The organism is Photobacterium sp. Alg240-V54 (assembly GCF_900537155.1).
Taxonomy (GTDB): Bacteria; Pseudomonadota; Gammaproteobacteria; order Enterobacterales; family Vibrionaceae; genus Photobacterium.
The window spans coordinates 574,763-590,928 of sequence record NZ_UNRL01000003.1; the positions used below are offsets into that span (position 1 = coordinate 574,763).

Consider the following 16,166-nt stretch of genomic DNA (forward strand, 5'->3'; position numbering starts at 1 on the left):
TGCCAATCACAATCAATAGTTAAAAAAAACCGGACTCACTTAGTCCGGTTTTTTATATCAGTGATAAACAATAGAATAATTATTTAGTACCGAAAATCTTATCGCCCGCATCACCAAGACCAGGAACAATATAGCCCTTGTCGTTTAGCTTCTCGTCAATAGCTGCTGTGTATAGCTCTACATCAGGATGGGCTTTTTCTAATGCTGCAATACCTTCAGGGGCTGCAACAAGTACCAACACTTTAAATTGTGTACAACCATGCTCTTTTAATAAATCAAGCGTTGCGATCATTGAACCGCCAGTTGCTAACATAGGATCAACAACCAATGCAATACGCTCATCGATATGTGACGCTAATTTATTAAAGTATGGTACTGGCTCTAACGTTTCTTCATCACGGTAGATACCAACAACACTAATACGTGCACTTGGCATATGCTCTAATACACCATCCATCATGCCTAAACCAGCACGAAGAATAGGTACTACCGTCACTTTTTTACCCTTTAGCTGATCAATCTCAACTGGACCATTCCAGCCTTCGATCATCACTTTTTCTGTTTCGAAGTCTGAAGTCGCTTCATACGTTAATAGGCTACCAACTTCGGTTGCCAATTCACGAAAACGCTTAGTGCTGATATCACCTTCACGCATAAGACCGATCTTATGTTTAACCAGTGGGTGTTTCACCTCAACGACTTTCATCTTGACTCCTGGGAACTAAATTATAAAAAATAAAAAATCGCATTATTATATACCATGCCAATCGATTGCCGATAGTATCAAATGTTTAATTGACTGAAATTTAATCGCGCAACAAATTAACGCAAACGTTTGCTCTAATGTAATGACTGCTGTTATCATACGCTGGTTTTTTACTTTAATACGTTTGAGGGATCATCTGTGAGCAACAAAAACTCTTCTCTTAGTTACAAAGATGCTGGTGTTGATATTGATGCTGGTAATGCATTAGTTGACCGTATTAAAGGCGTGGTTAAGCGCACTCACCGCCCTGAAGTTATGGGTGGCATTGGTGGTTTTGGTGCTTTATGCGCACTTCCTACCAAATACAAAGAGCCAGTTTTAGTCTCTGGTACTGATGGTGTTGGCACCAAACTTCGCCTAGCGATGGATCTGAAACAACACGATACTATTGGTATTGATTTGGTTGCAATGTGTGTTAACGATCTGATTGTACAAGGTGCTGAACCTTTATTTTTCCTAGATTATTACGCAACAGGTAAACTTGATATTGATACTGCAGCAAGTGTTGTTGCTGGTATTGGTGAAGGGTGTATTCAATCTGGCTGTGCATTAATTGGTGGTGAAACTGCTGAAATGCCAGGCATGTATCATGGTGAAGATTACGACGTTGCCGGTTTCTGTGTTGGTGTCGTTGAAAAAGCGGATATCATTGATGGTTCAAAAGTAACCGCTGGCGATGCACTTATCGCTGTAGGTTCAAGTGGTCCACACTCAAACGGCTACTCATTAGTACGTAAAATTCTAGAGGTTTCTCAAGCCGATCTTGATCAAGACCTTGATGGTAAAAAACTATCTGAGCACTTATTAACCCCAACTAAAATTTATGTAAAATCAGCCCTGAAAATGATTGAAAGCTGTGATGTTCACGCGATCTCTCATATTACTGGTGGTGGTTTCTGGGAAAATATCCCACGTGTATTACCTCAAGGTACCAAAGCAGTTGTTGATGGTAACAGCTGGCAATGGCCGGCAATTTTTAACTGGCTACAACAAGCAGGTAATGTCGATACTTACGAAATGTACCGTACATTCAACTGTGGTGTTGGATTAGTGATTGCACTTCCACAAGCTCAAGCAGCACTTGCGATTGAAATTTTACAAGCAGAAGGCGAAAACGCATGGCTGCTCGGTGAAATTGCAACAGCAGCAGTAGGCGAAGAGCAAGTAGAGATTAAGTAAGTCCATGCATAATATCGTTGTCTTAATCTCAGGAAATGGCAGTAACTTACAAGCAATTATTGATGGCTGTAGTAACGGCATTATCAACAATAGCCAAGTTGCTGCTGTGATCTCAAATAAAGCCGATGCTTATGGTCTTAAACGTGCTCAACGTGCCAATATAGATAATCTTTGTGTGGCTGCAACGGATTACGCTAATCGTCAAGATTACGATCAAGCACTGATGGAAAAGATAGATGCTTATCAGCCTGATGTGATTATCCTTGCTGGTTTTATGCGGATCTTATCGGCGAATTTTGTCCATCATTATCAAGGAAGAATGCTTAATATCCATCCTTCCTTACTGCCTAAATATTCGGGATTAAATACTCACCAACGCGCCATCGATGCGGGTGATAAAGAACATGGCACCAGTGTCCATTTCGTTACCGAGCAACTTGATGGTGGGCCGGTTATTTTGCAAGCGAAAGTTCCTATTTTTACAGAAGATAGTGTCGACGACGTGATAGAACGTGTTCAACAACAAGAACATAATATCTATCCATTAGTCACACAGTGGCTACTAAGCCAGCGGCTATCAATGCAAAATGGTTATGCCGTACTCGATGGCAACAAACTGCCACCACAAGGCTATGCTGCACAATAAATGCTTAATCTAATGATATAAAAAAGGCGATCTGATTAAGATCGCCTTTTTATTATCTACTATAAATAGTGCTGCTTATCGTTAGCAAGTACTAACATCGGTTGAGATAGCATCATAAACTGTCTCACCAAAATGGAACACGCGAAATTCACCTGTTGCCATCTTCTGCCAATTTTCATCGTTCGTTAACGGCTGAGTTGCAATCACAGTGACAATATCATTCGCCGTTGTTTCACGTTGAAAATCAATGGTGACATCTTCATCGATTAATGATGCTTTACCAAATGGCGCGCGACGAGTGATCCAATGTAAGTTATTAGTGCAATAAGTTAACACATACTCACCATTGCTCAGTAGCATGTTATATACACCTAATTGACGCAATGTATTACAACACTCAGCAAAGTAATCAAACACAGGCGTCATATCAGCAGGTAATACCGGAAAACGAATTTCTAATTGATTCATTAACCAACAAAATGCTGTCTCACTGTCAGTATCACCAACAGCTTGATTACGTCCTGTTGCTAATTGCTCATAGCCTGTCAATTGACCATTATGCGCAAAAGTCCAATAATTACCCCATAGCTCACGTGTAAAGGGATGAGTATTTTCTAAACTCACTCCACCACGATTAGCCTGACGAATATGACTCACTACAGCACGACTTTTAATTGGATATTGTTGCACCAACTCAGCAATACGTGATTGGCAACTCGGGTTAGGATCTTTAAAAGTTCTAAAGCCTTTACCTTCATAAAAAGTAATTCCCCAGCCATCACGGTGAGGGCCAGTATTCCCCCCACGTTGCATTAAGCCAGTAAAGCTAAAACAAATATCTGTTGGCACATTGGCACTCATGCCTAATAATTCACACATTTTTATTTCTGCTCTTTACGCTGAGTCATGCTCATTTAAACATTAATAATCGCTATTATTACTTTCTTAATGAGTAACAATATATACGATTATTTTTCCATTTCTTTTTCAACTAACATAATTAAAATATGAATGATTTTAATATGTATTTCCTGAATGCGATCCGCATAACCAAAATGTGGTACTCGAATTTCCACATCGGCTAAACCTGCCATTTTGCCGCCATCTTTACCAGTTAAGGCAATGGTTTTCATTCCTTTCGCTTGCGCAGCTTCAATAGCCTTCAGAATATTCGCTGAGTTGCCTGACGTTGAAAGCCCAAACAACACATCACCTTTCGCGCCCACAGCTTCTAAATAACGTGAAAATACATATTCATAGCCAAAATCATTACTCACACAAGATAGGTGACTTGGATCTGAAATAGCAATTCCTGGGTAACCAGGACGATCATCACGATAGCGGCCAGTTAGTTCTTCGGCAAAATGCATAGCATCACAATGAGAACCACCATTACCACATGATAATACTTTCCCACCTTGTTTAAATGAATCTGCTAATAATTTAGCTGCTGCTTCAATATCAGCCAAATTTTTATCATCACTTAAAAAACGGTTAAGGACATCAGCGGCATCAGTTAATTCGCTGCGGATCAGATCTTTATACATAAGCTGCTCTCTCACTGTTTACCATTAAATACAAATCAAGTGAACAAGCTGTTCACTTGATACTGCAATACATCATTACTCGCAGTTTACAGACAAATAACTTCCAGTGTCGACTATTGATGTAATGCTATGTCGGAATTAACCACTAAAATTTACTCTAATGACAAAATTGGAGCAGTAATGTAAATATTCCACTCAAACATTGTCAGCAAAATCTACCAACCCTATCGTGTAATACATCTACACCACACATTCACAATAAAATATTTTACATTAATTTAATAATTAACTTACAATAAATAAAGGTAGTGGTTAGACCTCTTACCTTTTTATGAGCCATACTCTACATAACCGTAGCACAATGTTGTCTCTAAAATTTTCAGTCGACACTGCAATGAAATTTTTACTGTTGTTTACAATGCTGCTATAAGATTACGGAGAATCGCTATGCCTACATTTATATACTTAATCAGCTTTATCTGTATGGTTGTCATCCTCGCTTATCACCGTGTATCACGTCCTATTTTTACAGCGATGATTGCAGCACTATTGGTCATCGGTACTCTGTTCGATATTATCGGCATCGTGGGTTGGCTTCTGTTTACGATCATTGCATTAGTGGTAAATATTGCCCCGTTACGCAAAAAAATACTCACTACATATGCGCTCAATAGTTTCAAAAAAGTCATGCCCAAAATGTCTCAAACAGAGCAAGAAGCCATTGATGCCGGTACGGTATGGTGGGAAGCAGATCTTTTTAGTGGCAAACCCGATTGGAACAAATTACATGCTATTCAGCCTCCAACGCTCACTGCAGCCGAGCAAGCTTTTTTAGACGGTCCCGTCAATGATGTTTGCCGCATGGTAAATGACTTTCAAGTCACCCACGATCTTGCTGATTTGCCCCCAGAGGTATGGCAGCAACTCAAGCAGCATAAATTCTTTGCGATGATCATCAAAAAACAATATGGCGGCTTAGAGTTTTCAGCTTATGCGCAATCATTAGTGTTACAAAAACTCACTGGCGTTTCTGCGGTATTGTCATCAACTGTCGGTGTACCAAATTCATTAGGTCCCGGTGAATTACTGCAACACTATGGTACCGAAGATCAAAAAAATTATTATTTACCCCGTTTAGCCGCAGGCACAGAGATCCCTTGTTTTGCGCTTACCAGCCCTGAAGCAGGATCCGATGCTGGTTCAATCCCTGATTTTGGTATCGTTAAACAAGGCTTATGGCAAGGCAAAGAAGTGCTCGGTATGGAGCTCACTTGGAATAAACGCTATATCACTTTAGCGCCAGTCGCTACCGTATTAGGATTAGCATTTAAGCTTTTCGACCCCGACCACTTACTTGGTGATAAGCAGGATCTTGGTATCACTTGCGCCTTAATTCCAACCGATGTTGATGGGGTCGAGATTGGTCGACGTCACTTTCCACTCAATATTCCCTTTCAAAATGGCCCGACTCGTGGTGAAAAAATATTTGTTCCTATCGATTTTATCATTGGCGGTCAAGCAATGGCTGGTCAAGGCTGGCGCATGCTGGTTGAGTGTCTCTCGGTTGGACGTGGAATCACCCTGCCCTCTAACGCAACTGGCGGCTTAAAAAACGCAGCAATGGCAACCGGTGCTTATGCTCGTATTCGACGTCAGTTTAAGTTACCGATAGGTAAAATGGAGGGTATTGAAGAGCCACTAGCACGCATTGTCGGTAATGCATATGTCCTTGATGCCGCAGCGACGATGACCGTTACTGGCATTGATTTAGGCCAAAAACCCGCGGTTATCTCAGCGATTGTAAAATACCACTGCACCCATCGCAGCCAACGCGGCATCATTGATGCGATGGATATCGCTGGCGGTAAAGGTATTTGTATGGGACCACGTAATTTTCTTGCTCGAGGTTATCAAGGCGCACCTATCGCGGTCACCGTTGAAGGTGCAAATATTCTCACGCGATCAATGATTATCTTTGGCCAAGGTGCTATTCGCTGTCACCCTTATGTTCTTGATGAAATTAATGCCGCTTATAGTGATGATCCCCACCATGCGGTTGATCAATTTGATCGCGCTTTGTTTAGTCATATCGGCTTTGTGATCAGCAATATGAGCCGTAGTTTATGGTTAGGTCTCACTGATGGCCGTGGCTCATTCGCGCCATATAAAGATGAGACTCAACGCTACTATCAGCAAATGAACCGCTACAGTGCTAATCTAGCTTTATTAGCTGATATTTCAATGGCTACTCTTGGCGGTTCACTTAAACGTAAAGAACGTTTATCTGCGCGACTCGGTGACGTACTAAGTCAATTATATTTAGCCTCAGCGACCTTAAAACGTTATACCGATGATGGTCAGCAACAGCAAGATATCGCCCTTATCCATTGGGGACTTCAAGATACCCTTTATCAAGCTGAAGTCGCTATTGATGAGTTTTTAGTTAATTTTCCCAATAAAGCGATTGCTTACGGATTACGACTACTGATATTACCAACGGGTTTGCGGCGTCGAAAACCCGCCGATGAGCTTGATCATCAACTTGCAGGTTTAATTCAAACGCCATCAGCAACACGAGATCGCATTGGTCGTGGCTTATTTTTAGAACCAACAGCGAATAATACCGTCGGTATGATGGAAGTCGCGCTACGTGATATTCTCGCCGCCGAGCCTATTTATGATCGTGTCTGCCAAGCAGCGAATACACAATTACCCTTCATGCAATTAGGTAAAGTAGCGGCAATAGGATTAGAGCTGGGGGTTATCACCGCCGAGGAAGCTGAATTACTTCATCGAGCAGAAGCTGGACGGTTATATACCATTAATGTTGATGACTTTGACCCACAACATTTAGCAGCTAATCCACGCCAAGCAACATCACAAATAAATAGCGCGGCTTAACTTATCCAACATACTAATAATCAACAGGGAAGCATCATGCTTCCCTGTTTTATAACGCTTATTTAGGAATAATTAAATCTGATTTTAGTGCACGTTTACGTCGCCATAGCAACAGCCATGCTAAGACACCGATCATAACGATAAGATTGGCAACCCCTAACCATAATAACCGTTGTTGAAGCAGCTCCGTTTTCTCGACTGTTAACTGCTGTTCACGTTGTCGTTTAGCCAATACTGACGAAGTATCCACCGTGACGGGCGCAACTTGAGTATAATTTTGTTGGGCTAATCGAAACACCAATTCACGCTGAGTTAGCGTATCGGTAACATAAGCCCAGCCACGCCACCACCCCTTACCCACCTGACGATTATTAGGCCACCTTAGAGTTAATTGTGATTGTTGAGGTTGAACGCGGGTTTGAATAATTTGCGGCTGACGTTGAGGTTGTTTAACTCTTAAATAAGCTGCTAATGAGCCAACAGCAGCTAGATCATCGTTCGCTGTAACTTTAACGACATGAGAGACTAGCGGCTGATGACTTTCAATAAAGGTCGTTGTTATTAAGCTTGGGTAAACTAACACTGTTTGCTCAACTGCTCGCTCAAAAACACCATTTGTGGATGCTATTTTGACGCGATATATTCCAGGCACAACATCAACACCAAGCGCGACAGTAAAAATGCCATCGCCACCAATCTCGTCATATCCTTGACCGTTATCAGCAAATGTTCCCACTACTATCGAAGCTGACTCCTTCACAGTAACATCATCTACATCAGTGTTAACTGGATAAAAAGCCACCTTCAGCTGCACGCGATCTAAAAAATCACGTAACAATAAAGGCTGTTTATTTTGAGTTAAGCGGGCTCTAAATTTCAACACTTCAGTTTGGTATAATTGCGTTGGTAACGGATCAACATCAAGTTCAATATTAGACACTATTTTAATGCCATTATTGGACGACACTTTCCCTAAAGCTTGCCAAGGTCCAGCCATTGGATGATCAATAGAAATAATATCCATCCCCTGATCGCTGTACCACGACATCGCTTTAGAGTGACGATCGGCATAATATTTATGCCCATTCGGTGCGACTAATACCACTGATTGACTGGGCTGTTCTCGCGCCACAATAAATGTAATTTGTTCGATCTCAGGATCAACGCGAAAACGATTATCAAGCCAAGTTAATCTGGTCTCTGTTTGTGCCCAAGCACAGAGCGGTACATAAAAAATAAGTACCCATAATCGCCGCAACATACTCCCCCTAAAGACGCCAAATAACGTCAACCTTTTTACCAATCAGATCAAGCCTATCTTGATGTGCTGTTAGTTCATCGGCAGTAGCATTGATAACCTTTAATACTTTTCGATCAGTGGCTAAACGACGAATAGTGGTTGCTGTTGACGAATCATCATTACCGCTACTTAAACGTAATGATGTTTGACCACCCGTCATCATTAAATAAACGTCAGCTAGAATCTCAGCATCGAGTAATGCGCCGTGAAGGGTACGATGAGAGTTATCAATGCCATAACGTGAACATAAAATATCAAGGTTATTTCGTTTACCTGGAAATAGCCTTTTTGCCATTTCTAAGGTATCGGTGACTTGACAGATATCCTCTATTTTCGCAATTGATGCGCCCATTTTATGAAATTCATAATCCATAAAACCGGTATCAAACGATGCGTTATGGGCAACAAGTTCAGCGCCATCAATAAAATCAATAAATTCTTGGTGAATATCAGCATACACAGGCTTATCACGTAAAAATTCATCGGTTATACCGTGGACAGCAATCGCTTCAGGATCAATCGTGCGATCAGGTTTGATATAAACATGGAACGTATTACCGGTTAACTTACGATTGATGATCTCAACCGCACCAATTTCGACAATACCATGACCTTCATAATGAGGGCCGGTCATGTTCATACCTGTTGTTTCTGTATCAAATACAATAATACGTTGATTCGTGTTAGTGGCTTTCATAGTAGTTAATGTGTCAGACTTAAGTTTTTATCTAAGGCAAAACTCCCCACAATGATGAAGCAGGTAGAGATTTTCACCGATGGTTCGTGTTTAGGTAATCCAGGTCCCGGTGGTTATGGCACCGTACTAAGATACAAACAACACGAAAAAGAGCTCAGTGGTGGCTATTTTATGACCACCAATAACCGCATGGAACTGCTTGCCGCCATTATGGGACTCGCTAGTTTAAAACAGCCATGCCAAGTCGATCTTACCACTGACAGCCAATATGTGCGTCAAGGAATTACGCAGTGGATTCATAATTGGAAAAAAAGAGGTTGGCAAACAGCAGATAAAAAGCCGGTCAAAAATGCCGATTTATGGCAGCAACTGGATCAAGAAACCCAACGTCATCAAATCCAATGGCATTGGGTTAAAGGTCATGCTGGTCATCCAGAAAATGAACGTTGTGATGTTTTAGCGCGAACTGCGGCTGAAAATCCAACCCAACCAGATGCCAGTTATCAACCAAACTAAATCTAGGATCACGACTGCGGTGGAATTTTAGGTCTTGTTTTTTCAGTTTGAGTACAACAGTTAATTCGTATCGGTGCTAATTGACGACGTAATTTCCAGGTCGGCTTAATCAGTTTTAATGGACAAGTACGTTTACGTGCAACAATAAAATATAAACTCCCCACCGCAGATAATGGCTCTGAGAGAACATGCTCAAGCCATGCTGCGCAAGCAAGGTGACGTGTCGCTGGCACTATCGCAAACGTTTCTTGGTATACCACTTCATAATTAAGTAACCGTAACCAATCATTAATTCTAAATGGCAGGTACATCCTTCCTGTCCATGGTGCTTGACGACGATTCCACGGTAAGAATCCTCGTAAGCCTAATAAGCTTAACGGATTATTACCACTCAATACTAAATAACCATCATCAACCATCACTCTATCGATTTCTCGTAATAACCGGTGAGGATCAGCCGCATAGTCTAATTGGTGCATTAACAAACACGCATCAAAAGATTTTTCAATAAAAGGTAACGCCATCGCATCAGCGACGACACTACGTTTAGAGCTGAACTTATCGACACTAATTTGATGCTGAATATTACAATGGCTACTGGTCAGCTCTGCACTTAAGCCACCAAGCTTTAACATGTGATAGCCAAACAATTTCGGGCACCACTCATCAAGGCGTGCTTGTAATAATTCTGCTACCCACTCACCATTGATCACATTCGACCATGTATAAGGGACTTCAATGTGTGTTACTGTACGCGCTGGCTTCATAAGATACTGCTCAACACCTGATAAGGCTGGAGACAAAATTCATGTTAACTGTTAAAAGCATACCCGCATTTAAGGACAATTACATCTGGCTAATTCAAAACCCAGACAATCATTGTGTCGTTGTTGATCCAGGGGATGCCACGCCGGTTCTTGAGGCAATAGAAAAAGACAATTTAATTCTAGATGCGATCCTGATCACTCACCATCATCATGACCATGTCGGTGGCATCAGTGAGTTAAAGCGTCGTTTCCCTGCAACCAAAGTGGTTGGGCCTAATGATGAACCTATTCCTGGCATCACACGCCCAGTAGAAGATGGCGATCAAGTCGATATCTTTGGTGAACGCTTTATGGTGCTTAGCGTACCAGGACACACGCTAGGTCATATCGCTTATGTTGGCGACGAAAAGCTTTTTTGTGGTGACACATTATTCTCTGCCGGTTGTGGTCGCATATTTGAAGGCACACCAGCACAAATGTTTAATTCATTACAAAAACTGGCTTCTCTGCCTGACGAAACTAACGTTTATTGTGCTCACGAATACACCGCGAGCAATCTGGCTTTTGCATTAGTCGCTGAACAAGATAATGCCCATTTACAACGTTATCGCGATCAAGTTAACCGCCTGCGTGCTAACGGCCAAAGCACACTCCCAACAACCCTCAGTAATGAGAAACTTATTAATCCTTTTTTACGTTGTGATCAGCCAAGTATTAAGCGCTCGGTTGCTGATAAAGCGTACGATAACTCAGATATTGAGACATTTGCAGCACTTCGACGTTGGAAAGACGAATTTTAACGTTTCTCCCCTTGTAACCAAGGTGGTTGGGCAAGTATCATCACCAACCATTTTGGCTACAAACGACTGTCATGAAATTCAAAATTCTTTTAGCAAGTGTGCTTGTTATTGCAGGTTGTCAAACGACAAAAGAGACAACACAGGTCGATACCAACCAATCAAATACTGTCGTTGAGCAACCAACTAATACACCTGTTGTACCTGTAGCGCCGGTTATTAAACCGCCTCAAGCTGAAGTTGTAAAATTAACGCCGCAACAACAGCAGGACGTATGGGATCGCATCGCAATGCAGATCACCACTAAAATTCCCAATAATAAACGCGTTCAGTACTACCGTAACTGGTATCTAAAGAACCCGCGTAATCTTGAAATTATTGCTCAACGCGCCCAGCCTTTTTTATATTACATCACAGAGCAAGTCGAAAAGCGTGGCATGCCGCTAGAGCTAGCATTATTACCGATCGTTGAAAGCTCATTTGATCCTCATGCTTATTCAAGTATGGCAGCTGCAGGTTTATGGCAAATTATTCCCGACACTGGCCGCCGTTTTGGCTTAAAACAAAATAGCTGGTATGACGGTCGTCGCGACGTGGTTAAATCCACTACCGCTGCACTGAATTTACTAGAGTATTTAAATAAGAAATTTGATGGTAACTGGCAACAAGCATTAGCTGCTTATAATACTGGCGAAGGCCGTGTGTTTAGTGCTATCCGTAAAAACAAAGCTGCGGGTAAGCCTACTGATTATTGGGCGCTTGATTTACCCAACGAAACCAGCAGCTATGTCCCTAAGCTTTACGCCGTTGCTGATATCATCATGCATTCGAAAAAGTATGGTTTTCATATCGCACCGATTAGCAATAAACCCGTTGTAGCTATCGTTAAACCAGGTGTGCAAATGGATCTGACTATTGCAGCCAAATTTGCAGGTATTAGCTTAACTGAACTCAAAGATCTAAATCCAGCTTATCGACGTGGTGTAACAGCACCCAATGGACTTAATCAGTTATTACTGCCAATCAATACTGTTAAACGTTTTAAGCGTGAACTAGCTCAGAACCGCAATGCAAGCATCGTAACTCATCATCACCGCGTAAAAGCAGGTGAAAGCTTAGGGTTAATTGCTAAGCGTTATCACAGCAGCGTTAAAACGATTCAAAAAGTCAATAAGCTTAAAACGACCAATATTCGTATTGGACAATTACTGACTATTCCAACCTCACCTATTTCACTGGTTAACCGTCAGCATCGTGCCGCGCTTAATGTCGAAACACAACATTATGTAGTGCAGTCTGGCGATAGTTTATGGAGCATTGCTCGTAAGCATAAAACCAGTATTACTAAACTGAAACAACTTAACCGTCTTAGCAAAAATACGGTACTGCAAAAAGGACAACGCTTAAAAGTATCAGCAGTAGCAAGCGTTAAAAAAACCGCAGCGAGCCGTAAAACGATCAGTTACAAAGTCCGTCGCGGTGATAGCCTAAGCGTTATCGCACAGCGGTATGATGTCTCTATCGCCGAGATAAAAAAATGGAATAATCTGGCTAATAGTAAATATATAAAACAAGGCCAACAGCTAAAATTAATTATTAGTAGTAAGGCTAAAGCATGACGCCATCAAAAAATCCAATCATCGCCATTATTGATTTGTTTCGCTCACCAATAGAATGCTTTGCTGCAATCTATGAACGTCCCAAGTGGGCTATTTTACCCTACTTAATGGCTATTTTTGGTTCGTTTATTTTATGGGGTAGCTACTTTAATCATGTTGATATGCCATGGCTGCAACAAGCGATTCAAGCACAACTGGGTAATATTGGTGAAACTGTACAGCAATCATGGTTAACACGAGAAGTGCTGCTTGCTGGTGAGGTCTTTAGCGATATAACTGGCCGCACAGTGGTCATTTTTGTATTAGCTTTATGGTTAAAGTTAGCCACGAAAAGCAGTCAGCATCAACACAGCTATGGTAAATGGCTGGCTGCTAGTTGCTTTATTATGCTGCCATCTTTTATTGGTGACATTGCGAGTTACATTAATATTGTTTTTAACCATAACAATATTCTGCCCAATGCGGCCGATTTAAACAGTGTTAATGGCTTATTAAAATTACCAATGAATAATCGCTGGGCAGCAATCGCAACCACAATGCCCTTATTAGCACCGTGGTACATTGCTTTAACCTATGCTGCAGTGAGTGCATGGACAGATCTCGATCGTGCAAGAGCCATCATTATTGCCATACTACCGTGGGTATTAACCCTTATTGTATGGCCGCTATTGATTATTTCAGCCTAATGCACCGTCGGTGATACTAGCTTAAACGTCGCTAATAATGGGTTATGATCAGAAGCATCTGTTTTAGGTGCTTCTGCCTTTACTAGACGTAAATCACGATAATAAAGATGATCTAACGGCTTACCTAGTACTCGCACTCGCTGATCATTATGATAGTGCACTTCTTTTAACCCTAACGAATGTGCAAAAGCTCGTACCACTTTAATCCGCGCTTTACGCCAAGTATTAAAGTCACCCGCCAATATAATCGGCCCCTGGTGCTGTTCTAAAACAGCTTTTAAACTGTCTAATTGTTGTTTATATTCATTTAAACCAATAGCAAAATTAACCCCATGCAAATTAACCACAGCAAGAGTTTGTCCATTTGACAATGAAAATTGCGATAGTAAAGCTGATTTAGGTAGCCTTAACCACGGCTCCATCGCAAGATAAGCGCACGTCTGACGTGACGATACCCGCGATAAATTCATCACCCCTGCGGGTGTATCAAGAAAGCGAAATGCATTCGCCATTCTGACTTGCCATTGGCTATCATTCAAATAGGTTTGTAATTCAGTATTTAAACTCGCTTCTTGTAATAAGACTAAATCACTTTTTTGAGTAAATGATGCTAATGCTGAACGCCAATTAGTCCGTTGCTGCTTATAAATATTCCATACTGCGACGGTTAATTGGCCATGATTATCAAGTGGTGGTGCAATTTCAGTTTCAATACAGTGATAACTAAAGTGAGGAGCAAAGACCTCATTAGTAATTTCAGGTTGCACTGAGACATCAAATGAAGAATTAAATGCCCCTAACCCCAATGCACCAGCAACAACACCTAAGCCAGCAACCACTTTTGTTTTTGTTCTACGCACCATAATACAAGCCTGCATCGACAATTCAGCCCATTATAGTAATGGGCTAATATCATCGTAAAATTAGAAATAACAACATCAATGTAAGCATGAAAGAGGATTTAGTAGTGGTTACCATTATCATAATAAGCTAACGGTTTCAGCGCTGTAAAAATAACTGCGACATCTTGCCGTGGATCTTCAACGGCCTCTCTGACGATATTAGTAATCGCTTTAGCAACAAGATCCTGCGTATTCTGGCCCCGATCAAACCAAAATACTTCAACAAAAGGATAAGCATCAGACACTTCGCCATCAAAAATAAATGATGCTGGAATATGTTCGATAGTAAAATCCTCACGAGGACAATCCATCAATGGTTGTAAATCATCAACCAACTTAGTTGATAGCTGTTTTACTGTATCAAAGGCAACAGCACGAAAACGAAGATGTGGCATAAAAACTCCAAGAAATTGACTATTTACCTCACTACATTACCACTTTCGCCCTCTATTCAAGAGCTTTTTATTGCAAATAAAGTGTCAACATTGCAGTTAATCTCAAAGACATCAAGCTGAGTTTTATTGCTTTATCATTGTTTTTTCTATTTTTTAGCACTCAATAGCACTATAAAATATTTATAGACCAACAAGCTTAGTATGCATGAATGAAATCATCACTATTGCATTATTTCCCTCTCTAACTACATCTATTCACCTCTTGCACCCACTCGATCATTCGTAAGAATACAGACGTAAAAAAGCCTCACATTGCTGTCGAGGCTTTGTTGAAGATGGCAGGGGTTACGATATTCAAACTTCACAACACGCGCTGATTTTTGGAAAGGCGAATCCGCTGCTGTGCCAATTAACGTTACAAACATAAATTACAGATAGCAAAAAGGCTCATATCTTTCGATATGAGCCTTCTTTAAGATGGCAGGAGTTACGATATTCAAACTTCACAACACGCGCTGATTTTCGGAAAGGCGAATCCGCTGCTGTGCCAATTAACGCTACAAGTATAAATTACAGATAGCAAAAAGGCTCATATCTTTCGATATGAGCCTTCTTTAAGATGGCAGGGGTGGAGAGATTCGAACTCCCAACACGCGGATTTGGAATCCGCTGCTCTGCCAGTTGGAGCTACACCCCTGTAGTTATTTTAAAGACTTAACTGTGTCTAAATAAAATGGCGGAGCGGACGGGACTCGAACCCGCGACCCCCGGCGTGACAGGCCGGTATTCTAACCAACTGAACTACCGCTCCACACGGAGATAAAACTTTCGTTTTATCCGATATTCGTAGTTCAAAACGAATATCTAAATTTGAAGCCTGGCGATGTCCTACTCTCACATGGGGAGGCCCCACACTACCATCGGCGCTATTACGTTTCACTACTGAGTTCGGCAAGGGATCAGGTGGGTCCATAACGCTATGGTCGCCAAGCAAATTTTTTTGTTACGAGTATCGAGATTTCTCGATTCGAGACTCCTAACATTACAATCTTAAAAAACTGACTATCGCGATACTCGATAACTCGATTCTCGCTGTCTCAAACTTACATTCAAGTGTTTGTAGAGTCCGTCTCTTCTCTTTTGAGAAGAAAAACCCCTTGGGTGTTGTATGGTTAAGCCTCACGGGCAATTAGTATCAGTTAGCTCAATACCTCGCAGCACTTACACACCTGACCTATCAACGTTGTAGTCTTCAACAACCCTTTAGAGACCTTAAAGGTCTAGGGATGACTCATCTTGAGGCTCGCTTCCCGCTTAGATGCTTTCAGCGGTTATCGATTCCGAACTTAGCTACCGGGCAATGCATCTGGCGATACAACCCGAACACCASCGGTTCGTCCACTCCGGTCCTCTCGTACTAGGAGCAGCCCCTCTCAATCATCCAACGC

15 protein-coding genes, 2 tRNA genes and 2 rRNA genes are annotated in these 16,166 nt (G+C 41.5%); 7 read left to right on the forward strand and 12 right to left on the reverse strand.

Annotated elements, in window-relative coordinates; genetic code table 11:
- Positions 1-79 precede the first annotated feature (79 nt).
- Complete coding sequence (upp, locus tag G6R09_RS11665) at positions 80-706, reverse strand: uracil phosphoribosyltransferase (RefSeq protein WP_045031047.1); 627 nt, start codon at positions 704-706, stop codon at positions 80-82.
- Positions 707-904: 198 nt separating this feature from the next.
- On the opposite strand from upp, the gene purM reads away from it, so the two are divergent.
- Together purM and purN are read left to right on the forward strand one after the other, a co-directional pair.
- Positions 905-1,945: a phosphoribosylformylglycinamidine cyclo-ligase gene (gene purM / locus G6R09_RS11670; RefSeq protein WP_065169071.1), complete on the forward strand. Its 1,041-nt coding sequence runs from the start codon at positions 905-907 to the stop codon at positions 1,943-1,945.
- Between the two features lie 4 nt (positions 1,946-1,949).
- A complete protein-coding gene (purN, locus tag G6R09_RS11675; RefSeq protein WP_065169072.1) occupies positions 1,950-2,591 on the forward strand; it encodes a phosphoribosylglycinamide formyltransferase in 642 nt (213 codons plus the stop codon).
- 81 nt (positions 2,592-2,672) lie between these two features.
- Here purN and G6R09_RS11680 read toward each other — a convergent pair whose 3' ends face one another.
- Positions 2,673-3,470 (reverse strand): class II glutamine amidotransferase, encoded by a 798-nt coding sequence (locus G6R09_RS11680; RefSeq protein WP_065169073.1) that lies wholly within the window; start codon positions 3,468-3,470, stop codon positions 2,673-2,675.
- 89 nt (positions 3,471-3,559) lie between these two features.
- Positions 3,560-4,138 (reverse strand): D-sedoheptulose 7-phosphate isomerase, encoded by a 579-nt coding sequence (lpcA, locus tag G6R09_RS11685; protein WP_065169074.1) that lies wholly within the window; start codon positions 4,136-4,138, stop codon positions 3,560-3,562.
- A gap of 447 nt (positions 4,139-4,585) precedes the next feature.
- Here lpcA and fadE point away from each other — a divergent pair, with 447 nt between their 5' ends.
- Positions 4,586-7,039, forward strand: a complete 2,454-nt coding sequence (gene fadE / locus G6R09_RS11690) for an acyl-CoA dehydrogenase FadE (RefSeq protein WP_163922523.1) — start codon at positions 4,586-4,588, stop codon at positions 7,037-7,039.
- 58 nt (positions 7,040-7,097) lie between these two features.
- Here fadE and G6R09_RS11695 read toward each other — a convergent pair whose 3' ends face one another.
- Positions 7,098-8,300: a TIGR03503 family protein gene (locus G6R09_RS11695; protein ID WP_163922526.1), complete on the reverse strand. Its 1,203-nt coding sequence runs from the start codon at positions 8,298-8,300 to the stop codon at positions 7,098-7,100.
- Positions 8,301-8,307: 7 nt separating this feature from the next.
- Positions 8,308-9,036: a DNA polymerase III subunit epsilon gene (gene dnaQ, locus G6R09_RS11700; protein WP_065169077.1), complete on the reverse strand. Its 729-nt coding sequence runs from the start codon at positions 9,034-9,036 to the stop codon at positions 8,308-8,310.
- A gap of 51 nt (positions 9,037-9,087) precedes the next feature.
- Here dnaQ and rnhA point away from each other — a divergent pair, with 51 nt between their 5' ends.
- The gene (rnhA, locus tag G6R09_RS11705) at positions 9,088-9,552 is read left to right on the forward strand and encodes a ribonuclease HI (protein WP_065169078.1); all 465 of its coding nucleotides are present in this window, start codon (positions 9,088-9,090) and stop codon (positions 9,550-9,552) included.
- Between the two features lie 8 nt (positions 9,553-9,560).
- Here the strand turns inward: rnhA and G6R09_RS11710 are convergent, their stop codons facing one another.
- Positions 9,561-10,319, reverse strand: a complete 759-nt coding sequence (locus tag G6R09_RS11710; protein WP_163922528.1) for a class I SAM-dependent methyltransferase — start codon at positions 10,317-10,319, stop codon at positions 9,561-9,563.
- Positions 10,320-10,360: 41 nt separating this feature from the next.
- Here G6R09_RS11710 and gloB point away from each other — a divergent pair, with 41 nt between their 5' ends.
- From gloB to G6R09_RS11725, 3 genes are all read left to right on the forward strand, one after another.
- Positions 10,361-11,119 carry a hydroxyacylglutathione hydrolase gene (gene gloB / locus G6R09_RS11715; protein ID WP_065169080.1) on the forward strand — a complete coding sequence of 253 codons (759 nt, stop codon included), beginning with the start codon at positions 10,361-10,363 and terminating at the stop codon, positions 11,117-11,119.
- Positions 11,120-11,190: 71 nt separating this feature from the next.
- Positions 11,191-12,735, forward strand: coding sequence for a LysM peptidoglycan-binding domain-containing protein (locus G6R09_RS11720; RefSeq protein ID WP_065169095.1), 1,545 nt, complete (start codon positions 11,191-11,193; stop codon positions 12,733-12,735).
- Positions 12,732-13,421 (forward strand): Yip1 family protein, encoded by a 690-nt coding sequence (locus tag G6R09_RS11725; protein WP_065169081.1) that lies wholly within the window; start codon positions 12,732-12,734, stop codon positions 13,419-13,421. Before G6R09_RS11720 ends, G6R09_RS11725 begins: the two co-directional genes overlap by 4 nt.
- Here the strand turns inward: G6R09_RS11725 and G6R09_RS11730 are convergent.
- The 6 genes from G6R09_RS11730 to G6R09_RS11755 all read right to left on the reverse strand — a co-directional run.
- Entirely contained in the window at positions 13,418-14,284 is an 867-nt protein-coding gene (locus G6R09_RS11730; RefSeq protein ID WP_065169082.1) for an endonuclease/exonuclease/phosphatase family protein, read from the reverse strand. The genes G6R09_RS11725 and G6R09_RS11730 overlap by 4 nt on opposite strands.
- Before the next feature lie 98 nt (positions 14,285-14,382).
- Positions 14,383-14,718 carry a DUF1904 domain-containing protein gene (locus G6R09_RS11735; RefSeq protein ID WP_065169083.1) on the reverse strand — a complete coding sequence of 112 codons (336 nt, stop codon included), beginning with the start codon at positions 14,716-14,718 and terminating at the stop codon, positions 14,383-14,385.
- Between the two features lie 620 nt (positions 14,719-15,338).
- Positions 15,339-15,415, reverse strand: a tRNA-Trp gene (locus G6R09_RS11740).
- Between the two features lie 37 nt (positions 15,416-15,452).
- Positions 15,453-15,529, reverse strand: a tRNA-Asp gene (locus G6R09_RS11745).
- A 64-nt stretch (positions 15,530-15,593) separates the two neighbouring features.
- Positions 15,594-15,709 (reverse strand): 5S ribosomal RNA (gene rrf / locus G6R09_RS11750).
- A 177-nt stretch (positions 15,710-15,886) separates the two neighbouring features.
- A 23S ribosomal RNA gene (locus G6R09_RS11755) occupies positions 15,887-16,166 on the reverse strand; the annotation flags it as partial.

Coding starts and splice junctions, on each gene's coding strand:
- G6R09_RS11725 (WP_065169081.1), top strand. CDS start 12,732: ATGACGCCATCAAAAAATCCAATCATCGCCATTATTGATTTGTTTCGC.
- lpcA (WP_065169074.1), bottom strand. CDS start 4,138: ATGTATAAAGATCTGATCCGCAGCGAATTAACTGATGCCGCTGATGTC.
- G6R09_RS11710 (WP_163922528.1), bottom strand. CDS start 10,319: ATGAAGCCAGCGCGTACAGTAACACACATTGAAGTCCCTTATACATGG.
- upp (WP_045031047.1), bottom strand. CDS start 706: ATGAAAGTCGTTGAGGTGAAACACCCACTGGTTAAACATAAGATCGGT.
- G6R09_RS11735 (WP_065169083.1), bottom strand. CDS start 14,718: ATGCCACATCTTCGTTTTCGTGCTGTTGCCTTTGATACAGTAAAACAG.
- G6R09_RS11680 (WP_065169073.1), bottom strand. CDS start 3,470: ATGTGTGAATTATTAGGCATGAGTGCCAATGTGCCAACAGATATTTGT.
- dnaQ (WP_065169077.1), bottom strand. CDS start 9,036: ATGAAAGCCACTAACACGAATCAACGTATTATTGTATTTGATACAGAA.
- G6R09_RS11720 (WP_065169095.1), top strand. CDS start 11,191: ATGAAATTCAAAATTCTTTTAGCAAGTGTGCTTGTTATTGCAGGTTGT.
- G6R09_RS11730 (WP_065169082.1), bottom strand. CDS start 14,284: ATGGTGCGTAGAACAAAAACAAAAGTGGTTGCTGGCTTAGGTGTTGTT.
- purN (WP_065169072.1), top strand. CDS start 1,950: ATGCATAATATCGTTGTCTTAATCTCAGGAAATGGCAGTAACTTACAA.
- rnhA (WP_065169078.1), top strand. CDS start 9,088: ATGATGAAGCAGGTAGAGATTTTCACCGATGGTTCGTGTTTAGGTAAT.
- fadE (WP_163922523.1), top strand. CDS start 4,586: ATGCCTACATTTATATACTTAATCAGCTTTATCTGTATGGTTGTCATC.
- gloB (WP_065169080.1), top strand. CDS start 10,361: ATGTTAACTGTTAAAAGCATACCCGCATTTAAGGACAATTACATCTGG.
- G6R09_RS11695 (WP_163922526.1), bottom strand. CDS start 8,300: ATGTTGCGGCGATTATGGGTACTTATTTTTTATGTACCGCTCTGTGCT.